This window comes from Streptomyces mirabilis (assembly GCF_039503195.1).
Taxonomy (GTDB): Bacteria; Actinomycetota; Actinomycetes; order Streptomycetales; family Streptomycetaceae; genus Streptomyces; species Streptomyces mirabilis_D.
This window is the reverse complement of record NZ_JBCJKP010000001.1, coordinates 6802612-6817243: the sequence shown is the minus strand read 5'-3', so window position 1 is coordinate 6817243 and position 14632 is coordinate 6802612. Positions and strand designations below refer to the sequence as shown.

Annotated in this window: 15 protein-coding genes; 6 read left to right on the top strand and 9 right to left on the bottom strand. The window is 70.6% G+C overall.

Annotated elements, in window-relative coordinates; translation table 11 throughout:
• Nucleotides 1-2 precede the first annotated feature (2 nt).
• Nucleotides 3-911, bottom strand: coding sequence for an ADP-ribosylglycohydrolase family protein (locus AAFF41_RS31520; RefSeq protein ID WP_343324993.1), 909 nt, complete (start codon nt 909-911; stop codon nt 3-5).
• Nucleotides 912-980: 69 nt separating this feature from the next.
• Nucleotides 981-2087: a ferritin-like domain-containing protein gene (locus tag AAFF41_RS31515; protein WP_343324992.1), complete on the bottom strand. Its 1107-nt coding sequence runs from the start codon at nt 2085-2087 to the stop codon at nt 981-983.
• A 150-nt stretch (nt 2088-2237) separates the two neighbouring features.
• On the opposite strand from AAFF41_RS31515, the gene AAFF41_RS31510 reads away from it, so the two are divergent.
• The 4 genes from AAFF41_RS31510 (at nt 2238) to AAFF41_RS31495 (ending at nt 5497) form a co-directional block, all read left to right on the top strand.
• Nucleotides 2238-3167 (top strand): AurF N-oxygenase family protein, encoded by a 930-nt coding sequence (locus tag AAFF41_RS31510; protein ID WP_343324991.1) that lies wholly within the window; start codon nt 2238-2240, stop codon nt 3165-3167.
• A 79-nt stretch (nt 3168-3246) separates the two neighbouring features.
• Nucleotides 3247-3972, top strand: a complete 726-nt coding sequence (locus AAFF41_RS31505) for a TetR/AcrR family transcriptional regulator (protein WP_319746325.1) — start codon at nt 3247-3249, stop codon at nt 3970-3972.
• Nucleotides 3973-3997: 25 nt separating this feature from the next.
• Nucleotides 3998-4306, top strand: a complete 309-nt coding sequence (locus AAFF41_RS31500) for a hypothetical protein (protein ID WP_054236694.1) — start codon at nt 3998-4000, stop codon at nt 4304-4306.
• 102 nt (nt 4307-4408) lie between these two features.
• On the top strand, nt 4409-5497 hold the full coding sequence (locus AAFF41_RS31495) for a C40 family peptidase (RefSeq protein WP_319746327.1): 1089 nt from the start codon (nt 4409-4411) through the stop codon (nt 5495-5497).
• Nucleotides 5498-5566: 69 nt separating this feature from the next.
• Here the strand turns inward: AAFF41_RS31495 and AAFF41_RS31490 are convergent, their stop codons facing one another.
• Genes AAFF41_RS31490 through AAFF41_RS31470 form a run of 5 tightly spaced genes read right to left on the bottom strand, consistent with a single transcriptional unit; the run spans nt 5567 to nt 11244 of the window.
• Nucleotides 5567-6820, bottom strand: a complete 1254-nt coding sequence (locus AAFF41_RS31490) for a styrene monooxygenase/indole monooxygenase family protein (RefSeq protein ID WP_319746329.1) — start codon at nt 6818-6820, stop codon at nt 5567-5569.
• A 24-nt stretch (nt 6821-6844) separates the two neighbouring features.
• Nucleotides 6845-7519 carry a GTP-binding protein gene (locus tag AAFF41_RS31485; protein WP_060894584.1) on the bottom strand — a complete coding sequence of 225 codons (675 nt, stop codon included), beginning with the start codon at nt 7517-7519 and terminating at the stop codon, nt 6845-6847.
• The gene (locus AAFF41_RS31480) at nt 7500-7907 is read right to left on the bottom strand and encodes a DUF742 domain-containing protein (RefSeq protein WP_319746333.1); all 408 of its coding nucleotides are present in this window, start codon (nt 7905-7907) and stop codon (nt 7500-7502) included. The genes AAFF41_RS31485 and AAFF41_RS31480 overlap by 20 nt, the downstream gene beginning before the upstream one ends.
• Nucleotides 7904-8407, bottom strand: coding sequence for a roadblock/LC7 domain-containing protein (locus AAFF41_RS31475; protein WP_054236699.1), 504 nt, complete (start codon nt 8405-8407; stop codon nt 7904-7906). Before AAFF41_RS31475 ends, AAFF41_RS31480 begins: the two co-directional genes overlap by 4 nt.
• Nucleotides 8404-11244, bottom strand: a complete 2841-nt coding sequence (locus AAFF41_RS31470) for a sensor histidine kinase (RefSeq protein ID WP_343324990.1) — start codon at nt 11242-11244, stop codon at nt 8404-8406. Before AAFF41_RS31470 ends, AAFF41_RS31475 begins: the two co-directional genes overlap by 4 nt.
• A gap of 413 nt (nt 11245-11657) precedes the next feature.
• On the opposite strand from AAFF41_RS31470, the gene AAFF41_RS31465 reads away from it, so the two are divergent.
• A complete protein-coding gene (locus AAFF41_RS31465; protein WP_343324989.1) occupies nt 11658-12446 on the top strand; it encodes a protein phosphatase 2C domain-containing protein in 789 nt (262 codons plus the stop codon).
• 18 nt (nt 12447-12464) lie between these two features.
• Here the strand turns inward: AAFF41_RS31465 and AAFF41_RS31460 are convergent, their stop codons facing one another.
• The gene (locus tag AAFF41_RS31460) at nt 12465-12896 is read right to left on the bottom strand and encodes a MarR family winged helix-turn-helix transcriptional regulator (RefSeq protein ID WP_319746339.1); all 432 of its coding nucleotides are present in this window, start codon (nt 12894-12896) and stop codon (nt 12465-12467) included.
• A gap of 12 nt (nt 12897-12908) precedes the next feature.
• Nucleotides 12909-13427 carry a MarR family winged helix-turn-helix transcriptional regulator gene (locus AAFF41_RS31455; protein WP_388407375.1) on the bottom strand — a complete coding sequence of 173 codons (519 nt, stop codon included), beginning with the start codon at nt 13425-13427 and terminating at the stop codon, nt 12909-12911.
• Between the two features lie 291 nt (nt 13428-13718).
• Here AAFF41_RS31455 and AAFF41_RS31450 point away from each other — a divergent pair, with 291 nt between their 5' ends.
• Nucleotides 13719-14546 carry a lysozyme gene (locus AAFF41_RS31450; protein WP_319746341.1) on the top strand — a complete coding sequence of 276 codons (828 nt, stop codon included), beginning with the start codon at nt 13719-13721 and terminating at the stop codon, nt 14544-14546.
• Nucleotides 14547-14632: the final 86 nt, after the last annotated feature.

Here is a 14632-nt window from a genome sequence, read left to right as displayed (position 1 = left end):
GCCTATGCGGCGCCGGGGACCGCCTCGCGGCGGCTCAGCCATTCCTCGGGTACGTTCCCCACTCCCGTACGGGCGCCCACGATGCCGCCCGTGATGGCGCAGGTCGTGTCGACGTCGCCGAAGCCCTCCGCCGTGCTCCACAGGGCCGAGGTGAGGTCGTCGGGGTGGCGGGCGGCGCACCAGACGGCGAAGGGAACGGTGTCGTCGGCGCGGATGCGCCGGCCGTTGCCGAGGATGTCCGCGGCCTTCCAGGGTTCGGTGGCGAAGGGAAGGCTCGCGGCGCGCCGCAGCCCCTCGCGGACGGCGCTGTCCGGCGTGGCCTCGACGACCGTGCCGATGGTGAGGTCCCAACGAGTCGACAACGCCGCCGCGACGGCCACCGCCACCGCGCCCGCGATGCCCTCCGGGTGGGCGTGGGTCACCTCCGCCGACAGCGTCGCCTGTGCGATCACCAGGCGCAGGTCGTGCCGGAACCAGGCGCCCAACGGGGCCACCCGCATCGCCGCGCCGTTGCCGAGGCTGCCCTCGCCGTCGAAGAGTCCGCGTGCCAGTTCCGCCCAGCGGTCCGGCTCCTGGAGGAGGCGCGGGAGCAGTTGGTGCATGCCGTAGCCGTAGCCCCGGGCCGGGTCGGCGTCGTAGCCGAGGGCGAAGGCCTGGGCCAGTTCCGGTTGCCGGATCTCGCCGTGTTCGTCGAGGACACGGAAGATGCCGAGTGCCATCGCCGTGTCGTCCGTCCAGTGCCAGTCCGGTTCCTCGGGGGTGCGCCGGGCTCGGATCTCCTCGTACGCCTGGGGGCGGTCCCGGAAGAGGGGGAACCAGCGTTCGCCGAAGGCGTCACCCAGGGCCAGACCCTCCAGACTGCGGCGGGCCAGGACGCGTGGTGGGACATGGGGGTTCGGGGCGGATGTCATGATGTGAGCATGCCGGTCCGAGTGGGCCGGCGCACGCGCGTTCGGGCAGGCCGTCTCCGGCGGTTCGTCCTACGAGCCCTCACCCTTCTCGATCATCTCCGTCACCTCCGCCACCCGTTCCCTCTCCTCCGCCGCGAACCGCTCCGCGTCCAACCGCTCGGCCACCTCCTCGTCCTGGGCCATCAGGAGGTCGAGGTTGGAGTCGCCCATCTCGAAAACGCCCATGTCGACGTACGCCCGCTGGAGACGTTCGCCCCACAGGCCGATGTCCTTGACGCACGGGACGATGCGACTGAAGAGCAACTGGCGGAAGAGGCGCAGGAATTCGGACTGTTCGCTGTATTCCTCGGCCTCGGCCTTGGGAATGCCGAAGTTCTCCAGGACCTCGACGCCGCGCAGCCGGTCCCGCATCAAGTAGCAGCCCTCGATGACGAATTCCTCGCGTTCGCGGAGTTCGGCGTCGGAGAGTTGTGTGTAGTAGTCGCGCAGCGCCATCCGGCCGAAGGCGACATGGCGGGCCTCGTCCTGCATCACGTAGGCGAGGATCTGCTTGGGGAGGGGCTTGTCGGTGGTGTCCCTGATCATGCCGAAGGCCGCCAGGGCCAGGCCCTCTATGAGGACCTGCATCCCGAGGTACGGCATGTCCCAGCGGGAGTCCCGGAGGGTGTCGCCGAGGAGCGACCGCAGGTTGTCGTTGATCGGGTAGAGCATCCCGATCTTCTCCTGCAGGAAGCGGGCGTAGATCTCGGCGTGGCGGGCCTCGTCCATGGTCTGGGTGGCCGAGTAGAACTTCGCGTCCAGGTCGGGGACCGACTCGACGATGCGCGCGGCGCAGACCATGGCCCCCTGCTCACCGTGCAGGAACTGGCTGAACTGCCAGGACGCGTAGTGCTTGCGCAACTCGCCCTTGTCCCGGTCGGTCATCTTCGCCCAGTACGGGGTCCCGTAGAGGGTCATCGACTCGTCGGGGGTACCGAGAGCGTCGTGGGGGTCGACCTCCAGGTCCCAGTCGATTCTCTTCTGGCCGTCCCACTGTTTGTCCTTGCCCTTCTGGTACAGGGCGAGGAGTCGGTCGCGACCGTCGTCGTACTCCCAGCTGAAGCGTGCCGCCCCTGAGGCCGGTACCTGCCAGAGGGGGTCTCCCGGGTCCTTGGCGTACAGCTCGTGCGTCGACATACATCGCAGGCTCACACGAGGTAGACGCGTCGTCAACAAGTCGCGCGCAAGGGATTGACGAGCTTGCTGACAAGCAGTCTCATAAGTCGTGACCGCCGGTAACCCGGATGGATCCCGTACTGGACCCCGTACGACGAGGTGGGAACAGCCATGACGACCGTGACGGAAGTGGACGTGCTGCGCGATGCGCTCGGTCTGCTCAAGGACCGGGAGCAGGTCGCCGAGCGGCTGCTCGACTCCTCCGCCAAGCACTCCTTCGACCCGGACAAGGAGCTGGACTGGGACTCGCCCTTCGAGGAGGGCAAGTGGTTCTGGCCGCCGGAGCTGGTGTCGCTGTACGGCACCCCGCTGTGGAAGCGGATGGGCGAGGAGCAGCGGGTTCTGCTCTCGCACCACGAGGCGGCCGCGCTGGCTTCGCTGGGGATCTGGTTCGAGATCATTCTGATGCAGTTGCTGGTGCGGCACATTTACGACAAGGCGGCGACGAGTGCGCATGTGCGCTATGCGCTGACCGAGATCGAGGACGAGTGCCGGCACTCGAAGATGTTCGCCCGGCTGATCTCGCACGGGGGAACGCCGTACTACCCCGTGAGCCGGACGCATCTGAATCTGGGGCGGGTCTTCAAGACCATCTCGACCACGCCCGGGTCCTTCACGGCGACTCTGCTCGGCGAGGAGATCCTCGACTGGATGCAGCGGCTGACCTTTCCGGACGAGCGGGTGCAGAGCCTGGTACGGGGGGTCACCCGCATCCACGTGGTGGAGGAGGCGCGGCACGTGCGGTACGCGCGGGAGGAACTGCGACGACAGATGGTGACGGCGCCGCGGTGGTCGCAGGAGTTCACGCGGGTGACGTCGGGGGAGTTCGCCCGGATCTTCTCCGTCGCCTTCGTCAATCCCGAGGTCTACACGAACGTCGGCCTCGACCAGCGGGAGGCCGTGGCGCAGGTACGGGCGAGCGGGCACCGGCGGGAGGTCATGCAGACCGGCGCCAAGCGGCTGACCGACTTCCTGGACGACATCGGGGTGCTGCGGGGAGTCGGACGGCGGCTGTGGAGGGCGTCGGGGCTGCTGGCCTGAGGGCGGGGCGCCCGACGGCCGTGGTGGGTCGCGGCCGCGGCGGGGAAGGGGCTCGTGTCCTGGCCGTTACGCTGCCGATATGACCTCGCAGGCTCCCACCCCCGCATACCGTCGGCTGAGTGTCGAGGAGCGGCGCTCGCAGCTCCTCGAAGCGGCACTGTCCCTCTTCGCGCACCGGGCACCCGAGGAGGTCTCGCTCGATGACGTGGCGGAGGCGGCGGGCGTGTCACGGCCTCTGGTGTACCGGTACTTCCCGGGCGGCAAGCAGCAGCTGTACGAGGCTGCCCTGCGGTCCGCCGCGGAGGATCTGGAGCACTGTTTCGCGGAGCCCCCCGAGGGGCCGTTGAGCGTGCGGCTGGCCCGGGCCCTGGATCGGTACCTGGCGTTCGTGGACCAGCACGACGCCGGGTTCACCGCGTTGCTTCAGGGAGGCAGTGTCGTCGAGACCTCCAGGACGACGGCCATAGTGGACGGCGTGCGGCGGGCGGCGGCAGAGCACATTCTGGATCATCTGGGCGTGAAGGATCCGGGGCGACGGCTGCGCATGACCGTGCGGATGTGGATCACCGCGGTGGAGGGCGCCTCGCTGAGCTGGCTGGACGGGGGCAAGGAGCCGCCGCTGGACGAGCTGCGGGACTGGCTCGTGGAGCAGTTCGTGGCGATGCTCGTGGTCAGTGCCGGACGTGATCCGCAGACCGCCCGCGTGGTGCGGGCCGCGCTCGTCCTGGAGGGGCGGGAAGGTGCCCTGGGGAAGCTGGCCCGGGCGGTTCTTCCGGTGATCGGTGATGCCGCGCGGCTGCTGTGACGGGTGCGTTTGTGACACTGGTGCCGTGAAGAGCGAAGACACCCCCTTCGAGGGCGGCCCGCTGGACGGGCGTGTGCTGCCCGTCCTGCTCGGTCTGACCGGACACCCGCCGAAGGTGTACCGGGTTCCGGTTCCGGATGCCGACGGCGGTCCGCCGACCGTGCTCGTCTACCGGCGCGTCCAGGCGCGGGTGAGCAAGCGACTGGGGCTGCATCAGGCGTGGAAGTACGAGTACGACCCCTCGGGCGACGCGGGGAGCGGGCGCAAGTGGCCCTGGTCCAAGCCCGGCGGCAAGAGCGCGGGAGCCACGCCGGAGTCCCACGCCGACGAGTGAGGTTCTTGGGCCGAACCGGTCAGTCGGCGCGCGCTCGGGATGCGCCTCCCTGATCCTGCCGGTGCGAGGTGGAGGTACCACCTCGGCACCGGAGGTGATGAAGTGTCAGGAAGGCTTGTACGTCTGGCCTGTACGGCCGCGATGGCGTCGGGGGTGCTGCTGGCCTCCGCGCCGGCGGTGGTGGCCGCGCCGGACCCCGGGGCCGAAGAGCATTCCGTGACTCACCTACTGACGGATCTTCAGCAGCTCTACCAGGACGCCGAGCGCGCCACCGAGACGTACAACGCCACTGCGGAGAAGCTGAAGAAGCAGAAGGCCGAGGTCGCCCGGCTCGACGGGAACCTCGCCAGGGCCCGCCTCTCGCTGCACGACAGCCGCACGGCGGCGGGGCGGCTCGCCCGGCAGGAGTACCAGAACAGCGGCGAGATCTCGTCGTACGTACGGCTGCTGCTCGCCCGTGATCCACAGCATGCCCTGGACGAGGGGCATGTGATCGGGCAGCTGGCGCGGGAGCGGATCGAGACCGTCGAACGGCTGCAGGAGACGGAGCGCAGGACCGACGGTCTTGCACGGAAGGCGCGCAAGGCGCTCGACGGTCAACTCTCTCTCGCCGAACGTCAGAAGAAGGAGCGCGACGAGGTGCGGGGGCGGCTCAAGGACGTCGAGGTGCTGCTCGCCTCGCTCAGCCCCGATCAGCTCGCCAAGCTCGCCCGGCTGGAGAAGTCGGGAGTCACCGAGGCGCAGCAGAAGTTCGTGGCGTCAGGGGCGCTCAGCAGTGCGCGACCGCCCACGCGGGAGGGCGAGAAGGCGGTGCGGTACGCCGTGGACCAGATCGGGAAGCCGTACGTGTGGGGGGCCGAGGGTCCCGGGGCGTACGACTGCTCGGGGCTCACTTCGCAGGCCTGGGGGCACGCAGGGCGGCCCATCCCCCGGACCAGCCAGGAGCAATGGGCCCAGTTGCCCCACATTCCGCTGAACGATCTCCGCCCCGGGGATCTGGTGATCTACTTCCCCAAGGCCACCCATGTCGCCCTGTACCTGGGGGACGGCCTGGTCGTACAGGCCCCGAGACCGGGAACCGACGTCAAGGTCTCCCCCATCGCCGCCAACCCGCTGCTCGGAGCCGTCCGCCCGGACCCGGACGGAAAGCTCCTGCGGCACTACACACCACCAAGAGTCGCGTCCCGTTAGGGGCGCGCCCCCGAGGGGCGCGGGGAACCGCGCGACCAGCCACGGACTCCCCGCGCCCGGAGGGACAGGTCAGGCCCCCGTCACGGAAGCGAGGTACGCCTCCGTCTTCTCCGGCTCATAGAAGAAGTTCTCGAAGTCCGCCGGGTCGTTGAACCCGTTGGCGAAACGATGCGCCACCGCCGGAATCTGTCCCCCGGCCCCGATCAGGTTGAGGACGTGCTCCGGCGGCACGCCCAGCATGGCGTTCGTCCACTTCGTCACGTGCTGGGCCGTGTCCCAGTACCGGTCGAACGCGGACCGCATCCACGCCTCGTCGAACTCCTTGTCCTCGCGCTCGAGGATCGCGCCGAGGTACGCCGCCGCGCACTTGGAGGCGGAGTTGGAGCCCTGGCCGGTGATCGGGTCGTTGGCGACGACCACGTCGGCGACGCCCAGGACCAGGCCGCCGCCGGGGAGGCGGCCGATCGGGTTGCGGACGGTGGGGGCGTAGCGTCCGGACAGTGTTCCGTTGGCGTCGGTGAGTTCGACCTTGGTGGCCCGGGCGTACTCCCACGGCACGAACTTCTCCATGAGTTCCAGGGTCAGGGAGAGGTGTTCGGCGGGGTCCTTGATGCCGTTGAAGGCGTCGACCGGGCCGCCGGGTATGCCCTCCCAGAAGAGGATGTCCGCACGGCCGGAGGTGGTGAGGGTCGGCATGACGAAGAGCTCGCCGACGCCGGGGACCAGGTTGCAGCGGACCGCGTCGTAGTCGGGGTGCTCGGGGCGCGGGCCCAGACCGTGGACGTAGGCGACGGCGAGGGCGCGCTGCGGCTGCGCGTACGGCGAACGGGCGGCGTCCCGGCCGAACATGGAGACCAGCTCGCCCTTGCCGGCCGACACCAGGACCAGGTCGTACGTACGGGCGAAGTAGTCCAGGTCGGAGACCGCCGCGCCGTGGATGACCAGTTGGCCGCCGCGCTGGGCGAAGGTCTCCATCCAGCCGGCCATCTTCACCCGCTGGTCGACCGACTGCGCGTAGCCGTCGAGCCTGCCCACCCAGTCGATCGCCCGCTGGGTCGGACCGGGGTCGTGCGAGCCGGGGGCGGCGACCGAGACGCCGAGTCCTTCGATCTTCGGGGCCTGGGACTCCCAGAAGTTCAGCTGGAGATCGCGCTCGTGCTGGAGTGCCGTGTGGAACATGCACTGCGTCGACATGACGCGGCCGGTGCGGATCTCGTCCGCCGTCCGGTTCGACATCAGGGTGACCTCGTACCCGTGCGACTGGAGGCCGAGGGCAAGCTGGAGTCCGGACTGACCGGCTCCGACGACGAGTATCTTCCGCATGCGCGTCCTAACTCCGTGTACGTCTTATTCGGGGCTCGCGTCGAGCGCGTGCCCCACCAGCGCGAGCAGGGTCTCGACGACCGAGATCCGGCGCCTGGCATCCATGATCATGACAGGTATGTGTGGGGGCACCGTGAGGGCCTCGCGCACGTCGTCGGCGTCGAACCGCTCGCTGCCGTCGAAGTGGTTGACCGCGACGACGTACGGCAGTCCGCAGCTCTCGAAGTAGTCGAGCGCCGGGAAGCAGTCCTTGAGGCGGCGGGTGTCGGCGAGGACCACGGCGCCTATCGCACCGCGCACCAGGTCGTCCCACATGAACCAGAACCGCTGCTGGCCCGGCGTTCCGAAGAGGTACAGGACCAGGTCGTCGTCGAGTGTGATGCGGCCGAAGTCCATGGCCACGGTCGTGGTCACTTTGTCCGGGGTGCCGGTGAGGTCGTCCGTCTCCTCGCTGGCCTGGGTCATCAGCGCCTCCGTCTGGAGAGGCGTGATCTCGGAGACCGCGGTCACCAGCGTGGTCTTGCCCACGCCGAAGCCGCCCGCCACCACGATCTTCGTCGCGATCGGGGCGCGGGTGCGGTCGGTCTGCCAGGCCTGGAGGTTCTCGTCGGACTCGGGCAGCGGCACCGGGGCCAGAGGCATCGGAGCCGAGGCGGGGGAGGCCGTTCTCGGCGCACCCTCAGAGACGACGGAGTCCATTCAGCACCCTTTCCAGCAGAGCGCGGTCCGGCTGTCCCGGGCCGTGACCTGTTCCGTACACACGGATCTTTCCCTGGTCCGCCAGGTCGCTCAGGAGGACGCGGACCACACCCAGCGGCATCCTGAGGAGGGCGGCGATCTCGGCCACCGTACGCATCCGGCGGCAGAGTTCGACGATGGCCCGCATCTCGGGCATCACCCGGGTCGCGAGGGAGCCGTTGGTCAGCTCCTTGCGCTCCTCGGGGGCCTCGAGCGCCGCCACGAACGTCTCGACCAGCAGCACGTGCCCGAAACGGGTACGGCCGCCGGTGAGCGAGTACGGGCGCACGCGGGCCGGTTTGCGCTCCCCGCCACGTATGGGGAGCTTGGGCGCGGAGGAAGAACTCACTGGGCACTCCCCGTCGGCTTGGCTTCGAGTGACTGGCGTAGCTCGCTGCGGAGTTCGGGCGTCAGGACGTGCCCGGCACGGCCGACGAACAGCGCCATGTGGTACGCCACCACGCTCATGTCGCAGTCCGGGGCGCCGTGCACCCCGAGCAGCGAGCCGTCGCTGATCGACATGACGAAGAGGCTGCCCTCGTCCATCGCGACCATCGTCTGTTTCACCCCGCCCGCGTCCATCAGCTTGGCGGCGCCGATGGTGAGGCTGCCGATGCCGGAGACGATGGTGGCGAGGTCCGCGGAGGATCCCTTGGGGCCGGTGGGGCGCGCCTCCGCCCCGGTGCGGGCCTCCGCGTTCCTCCCGGGGTCGGACGACAGCAGCAGCAGACCGTCGGAGGAGACGACCGCGACCGACTGGAGGCCCGGCACCTCCTCGACGAGGTTCGTCAACAGCCAGTGCAGATTGCGAGCTTCACTGCTCAGGCCGAAGGTACTGGGCGCGGTCAACTGCTTGCCTCCTCGACTGTGCCCCCCGATGCGTCTACTGCGTCCTGCCGGCGCACCGCGTCCTGTGCTTGGTCCTGCGCGGTGTTCCGTGCGGTGTGGTGCGGGGTGGGCGTCTGGGCCGTCTGTTCGGCGATCTCGGCCTCCACGTCGCGGCGGCCCTCCGTCGCGCCCCGGTGGAAGCCGCCGAGCCTGCGCCGCAGCGCCTCGGCGTCCACACCACCGGCGCGCGGCCGGGGAACCGGTGCGGGCGCCGAGATCTTCGGCGTCCGCTTGGGCAGTCCCTTGTCGGTGACCCGCTCCGTCTCCTCGTCCGACACCCGTTCGTGGGAGTCGGGGCCGATGGCGTAGGGGTCGGCAGTGGGCGCGGACACTGCGGGCTCGTGCGCCGGAGCCACCGGCTCGTCCGGCGGGACCAGCGGTGCCAGCAGCTCCATGGTGGTCTCGGAGGGCGTCGGCTCGGGTGCGTATGCCGCCTCCTGCGCGGCGGCGTCCGACCGTACGGCCTCCTCCGCGGCGGCGTCCGCGCGTACGGCCTCCTCCGCGGCGGCGATCAGCGGGTCCTCGTCACCGGCGGGAGTGGTCGGAACGGCCGGCCTCGCCTGGCCCCGTGCCGTGAGGGCCGAACGGCCGTGCAGCACGTTCGAGTTGGCCTCCGCGTCGGCGCCCGGGAGGACGGCCGAGGGGGCGGCTCCGGCGACCGGGGAGGCCGAGGGGACCGTGACGGCGGGGGCGGTCGCGAGCAGCGTCCTGGGGAGGACGACCACGGCCGCGGTGCCGCCCTGCTTCTGCTCCCGCAGCTGTACGCGGACGCCGTGCCGGTGGGCGAGCCGGGCCACCACGTACAGGCCGAGCCCGAGTCCCTCGCCGCTCTCCTGGTCGTAGGCGTCCTCCGGGTCGAACGCGGAGAGGCGGGCGTTGAGCTGGGCCATCCGGTCGGCGGCCATGCCGATGCCCTCGTCCTGCACGGAGAGCATCACCTCGCCGTTCTCCAGCAGCCAGCCGGAGACCTCGACGGGCAGGTCGGGTGGAGAGAACGAGGAGGCGTTCTCCAGGAGTTCGGCCACCAGGTGCGAGAGGTCGTCCGCGGCGAACCCGGCGAGGTGCGCGTGCGGCGGCAACACGGCGATACGGACGCGCTCGTACCGCTCGATCTCGCTGACCGCGGCCCGTACGACGTCGACCAGCGGGACGGGGCCCGCGTGGTGCTGGACGTGCTCGTGGCCGGCGAGGACGAGCAGGTTCTCGCTGTGGCGCCGCATGACGGTCGCGAAGTGGTCCAGCTTGAAGAGCGTGCCGAGGCGGTCCGGGTCCTGCTCGCGCTCCTCCAGGCCCTCGATGACCCCGAGCTGCCGCTCGACCAGGCCGAGGGTGCGCAGCGCGAGGTTGACGAAGGTGCCGTGGATGGTGCCGCGCACCTGCTCCAGGTGGGCCGCCGCGTCGGCGAGTTCCGCGCGCAGCCTGTCGCGCTCGTCGGCCATCAGCTGGCGCTGCCCGATGAGGTGCTTGCGGTCCGCCTCGAGGGTGGTCAGCCGTTCATGGAGCGCGGCGGCGTGCGCGTGCAGCGCGTTGACGGAGCGGACCACCTGGGCGAACTCGTCGTTGCGGCCGGTGAACTTGACCGGCTCCCGCGCTCCCGGGTCCGCGGCGAGGCGGGCCGAGCCCAGGCGCAGCACGGCCAGCGGGCGGGTGAGTGTGCGGGCCATGGCCATCGAGACGCCGACCGCGACCAGCAGCAGGGTGCCGATGAGGGCGATCCGGATCTCCAGCGCGGTGACGTCGTCGTCCCGCAGCCGCTCCAGGTCCTTGGTGCGGTGGTCGTTGAGCGCGGACTCGGCGCCGCGCATCAGCTCGACGCGGGCGGAGAGCGCCGCGTCCACCTTGTTCGTGCTGGAGTCGAGCTCGGAGTCGGAGAGCGTCGGCTGGTCGGTGAGGTCGGTGAGGTACTTGTCCGCGGTCGTGACGTCGGGTCCGGTGACCGTGGAGTCGTACGAGTCCTTGGCGTCCTTGGGGGCCGTCTCGCGGAAGTCCGCGAGGGCCGCGTCCGAGCGGAGCCGGGCCTGCTGGGCGGCGGCGCTGAGCGCGTCGCGCTGCTTCGCGCCGGCGGAGGACGAGCTGCTGATGGTGGACGCCAGCCCGGTGACGGGGTTGATGACCGTCTGGGTGGTGCGCGGGATGTTGAGGGCCGCGAGGAGCAGTCCGCGGGCGGCGGCGGACTGCTGGACCGCGGAGTCCAGCTCGGCGAGGGCGTGCGCGCCGGAGCCCGCGCGGGGCGGCAGCTGCTCGGCCAGGTCCTCGGCGAGGGCGTGGAGTTCGGTGATGACGTCGGAGTACGCCTCGTGCGCTTCGAGAGCGGTGCTCTTGCCGGTGAGCGCCGCTCTGCGGGCGGTGCCGATGCCGTCCAGGTCCTTCAGGAGGACGGTGGGCGCGTTCGCGTCCGCCCGCACCTCGTCGACCTGCCGGTCGACCCGGGCGCTGCGCTGCTCGGAGGGCGCCTTGGACTTCGGCCGGCCCGCGGCGATGTACGAGGTGACCTCGTCGCGCTCGTCGGCCAGCGAGTGGGCGAGCGTCAGCGCCTGCTGGGTCCGCCCGGAGAGCGTCACCAGGTTCTGGGAGTCGTTCAGCTGCTCGGAGGCCGCGAGGACCGTGGGGGCTCCGGCGCCGACGATGGCGGCCGCGACGACCGCCACGGCGATGATCAGCCGATTGCGCACGTGAGCGGAGCGGCCCTTGCCCGCAGGGGTCTGCCCCGCGGCGCCCGGCGTGCGCTCCGCGCCCCCTTCGGAGGCCGACTGCCCGGCTCCGGAGGCCGCCTGCTTGCCTGTGCGCCGAGACCGCATCTTCTGCACCGGTGCTCGCATTCCTGACTCGTGTACCCGAGGTCCCGGGTGACGTTCCGTCAACTGGGCGTCCGCCCTCCCCAAGCTCTCGACTTCGCTCGAGCAGGGGGTGTCCCATCGGCTCCCGACCCTCCCAGTGCCGGTGGGCAGTGGTCCCGCATCATCCGGCCCGCCACCCGAAGGAGTGAACCCCGGACCGGAGTTGGCGGGCAAGTTCCTGTGGCGCGTGCGACCCCCCTGCACGGCGGGCCGGTTGGACGTCTGCGGCGCGCTTTGGCAATATTCGCCGCCACGCCTTGCCGGAGTCGATCATTCCATGCCAAACCCGGCGGCTGAGCTGCTGGTCCGCACCGGCCCTGCGACCGTTGCCAGCCTTTCGTGGACCTTGTGAAGGGCTCGTGCAGACTGGCTGAATGCGCACCGAACTCGTCTCAGAGCCGGGCGACCCGGCCCGCCCCAATGAGGACTTCGCATCGGTCGGCCTTCCGGCGTCAGGACAAGGAGGATCACTGGTCGTCCTCGACGGCGTGACTCCCCCGCCGGGCGACGACGGCTGTCTGCATTCCGTCCACTGGTTCTCCGCACACCTCGGCGGAGCCCTGACCGAACTGTCCGTTTCCCGCCGGGATCTGACCTTGGCGGAGATCCTTTCCCGGTCCATCCGGCGCGCTTCCGAGGCCCACTCCGACACCTGTGACCTTTCTCACCCGCGCACGCCGCAGGCAACCGTGGTCCTCGCCCGCTGGTCGGCCGACCTCGTCGAGTACCTGGTCCTCTCGGACTCCGCCCTTTTGCTGGAGTCCCCCGCGGGCGAGGTGACACCGGTCCTGGACGACCGCCTCACCCGTGTCCCCCGCGCCTCTCTCGCCTCGGACGTGATCGCCGACGCGACCGTCCGCAACAAGGAGGGGGGCTTCTTCACGGCCGCCGCCGATCCCTCGGTCGCGGCCCGGGCTGTGACGGGGACCGTGCCCCGGGCCGAGGTCCGTGCCCTGGCCGCCCTGACGGACGGGGCGACCCGTTGGGTGGAGAAGTTCGGGGAGGGCGACTGGGGCGGCCTGTTCACCGTCGTCCGCAAGGAGGGCGCCCAGTCCCTCGTGGACCGCGTACGGACTCTGGAGCGGGCCGACGCCGAGGCGCGGGCACGGCTGAGGCGGAGCAAGACGCACGACGACGCGACGGTGGTCTTCGTGGAGTGGTGAGCGGGGCGGATCGGAGCGTTACTTCTCCATGCCCCGGTTCAGCTGGTGGAGCAACCGGGCCAGTTCGGCGACCTCGCGCGGGTCCCAGCCCGCGAGTTCACGGACGTACCGTGCCCGGCGCGCCTCCCGCACCGTACGGAACCGGTGCCGGCCCTCGTCCGTGAGACGGACGAGCCAGGCACGCCCGTCGACGGGATCGGGCTCACGGGCGACCAGACCGAGCTCCTCCAGGGCATGGAGCTGACGGGACATCGTGGCCTTGCCGACGCCGATGTACGCGGCCAGTTCGGTGGCGCGCTGACGGCCGCACTCGTCGAGGCGGAAGAGGAGCCCGTACGCGGAGGCCTCCAGGTCGGGGTGGACCTCTCGGGCCATCTCGCCGGAACTGGCCCGGGCGCGCCGCAGCAGCAGGGTCAGCTCCCGCTCCAGCGCGGGGAATTCCTCGTCCACGCCCGCCTCCTCCTACTTCTCCATGCCGAGGTTCAGCTGGTGCAGCAGCCGCGCCAGCTCCGCGACCTCGTGAGGATCCCAGTGGGCGAGCTCACTCACGTACCGGGCGCGCCGGGCCTCGCGCACCTGGCCGACCCGGCCGCGGCCCTCCTCGGTGAGGTGGACGAGCCAGGCACGGCCGTCGGCGGGGTCGGGCTCACGGGCGACGAGGCCGAGCTCCTCCAGGGCGCGCAGCTGGCGGGACATGGTGGCCTTGCCGACGCCGATGTAGGCGGCCAGTTCGGTGGCGCGCTGGCGGCCCCACTCGTCGAGGCGTACGAGGAGTCCGTACGCGGCGGACTCCAGGTCCGGATGGACCTCACGGGCCATCTCACCCTGGTTGGCGCGGGCACGGCGCAGGAACACGGTCAACTCGCGCTCCAGGGAGAGGAACTCCGGGTCCGGGCCGCCGTGCGCGGCGGGCTGGTCCACACCCCTGCCCGGCCCGTCGAGGCCGGCCGGACGTCGGCCTCCGTTCCTGTCCTCGCGCACGTCTGCCCCTCACCCGGTTTCCCGACTCTGAAAGTTTCCGCCAAAAGGTGGCCATAGCCACAGCTCCGTAAGTATTTCTCAGGCGTAGACCAACGGCAGCCCACGGCCCCTCTTCCCAGCGCGTTCTCCCCGTGCGTAGCTTCGTGAACAGGCACCCAATGGCATGCCCATGCCGCCAGGTCGACGAGGACCTGACCCCCCACTCACGGCACACATGCCCGCACCACTCACGGCACGGATGTCCGCACCGTTCCCCCCACCTGGCTCCATCGAGCCCTTCGGAGGCCCGTCATGCCCGTGCACAGATCCGGAACGCCGAACCGCCTGCGCCTGCTCGCGCCGGGAACCCTGCTCGCCGCCTTCTCCCTGCTCTGCGCCCTCTCCGCCCCGCCCTCCTCGGCCGCCGACACACCCGCCCGGGGCTCGGCCCGCCTGGGCATGGGCGTCCTCGCGCACGACGGCCAGGCCGGCACGCCCACCACCGGTGACGCCACCCAGACGGAAGGCGTGGACGTCAGCGGCTACCAGGGCAACGTCGCCTGGTCGACCCTGTGGAGCAGCGGGGTCAAGTGGGCCTACACCAAGGCCACCGAGGGGACCTACTACACGAACCCCTACTTCGCCCAGCAGTACAACGGCTCGTACAACGTCGGCATGATCCGCGGCGCGTACCACTTCGCGACCCCCGACACGACGAGCGGCGCCACCCAGGCCAACTACTTCGTGGACCACGGCGGCGGCTGGTCCGGTGACGGCAGGACGCTGCCGGGCACGCTCGACATCGAGTGGAACCCGTACGGGGCCGCCTGCTACGGCAAGACCCAGAGCGCGATGGTCAGCTGGATCAGCAGCTTCCTGGCCCAGTACAAGGCGCGCACCGGCCGGGACGCCGTGATCTACACGGCGACCAGCTGGTGGAGCGACTGCACCGGCAACTACGGCGGCTTCGCCTCCGCCAACCCCCTGTGGATCGCCCGTTACGCCGCCGACCCCGGCGCGCTGCCGGCCGGCTGGGCGTACTACACGATGTGGCAGTACACCTCGTCCGGACCGACGGTCGGTGACCACGACAAGTTCAACGGCGGGCTGGACCGGGTGCAGGCGCTGGCCAACGGCTGACCGAGGCCGATGACCGATGGCGGCTGACGGCTGACAGCTGACAGCTGACAGCTGACAGATTTCAGATTTCAGATTTCAGATTTCAG

Coding starts and splice junctions, on each gene's coding strand:
- AAFF41_RS31465 (WP_343324989.1), top strand. CDS start 11,658: ATGCGCACCGAACTCGTCTCAGAGCCGGGCGACCCGGCCCGCCCCAAT.
- AAFF41_RS31490 (WP_319746329.1), bottom strand. CDS start 6,820: ATGCGGAAGATACTCGTCGTCGGAGCCGGTCAGTCCGGACTCCAGCTT.
- AAFF41_RS31470 (WP_343324990.1), bottom strand. CDS start 11,244: ATGCGGTCTCGGCGCACAGGCAAGCAGGCGGCCTCCGGAGCCGGGCAG.
- AAFF41_RS31510 (WP_343324991.1), top strand. CDS start 2,238: ATGACGACCGTGACGGAAGTGGACGTGCTGCGCGATGCGCTCGGTCTG.
- AAFF41_RS31515 (WP_343324992.1), bottom strand. CDS start 2,087: ATGTCGACGCACGAGCTGTACGCCAAGGACCCGGGAGACCCCCTCTGG.
- AAFF41_RS31505 (WP_319746325.1), top strand. CDS start 3,247: ATGACCTCGCAGGCTCCCACCCCCGCATACCGTCGGCTGAGTGTCGAG.
- AAFF41_RS31450 (WP_319746341.1), top strand. CDS start 13,719: ATGCCCGTGCACAGATCCGGAACGCCGAACCGCCTGCGCCTGCTCGCG.
- AAFF41_RS31520 (WP_343324993.1), bottom strand. CDS start 911: ATGACATCCGCCCCGAACCCCCATGTCCCACCACGCGTCCTGGCCCGC.
- AAFF41_RS31485 (WP_060894584.1), bottom strand. CDS start 7,519: ATGGACTCCGTCGTCTCTGAGGGTGCGCCGAGAACGGCCTCCCCCGCC.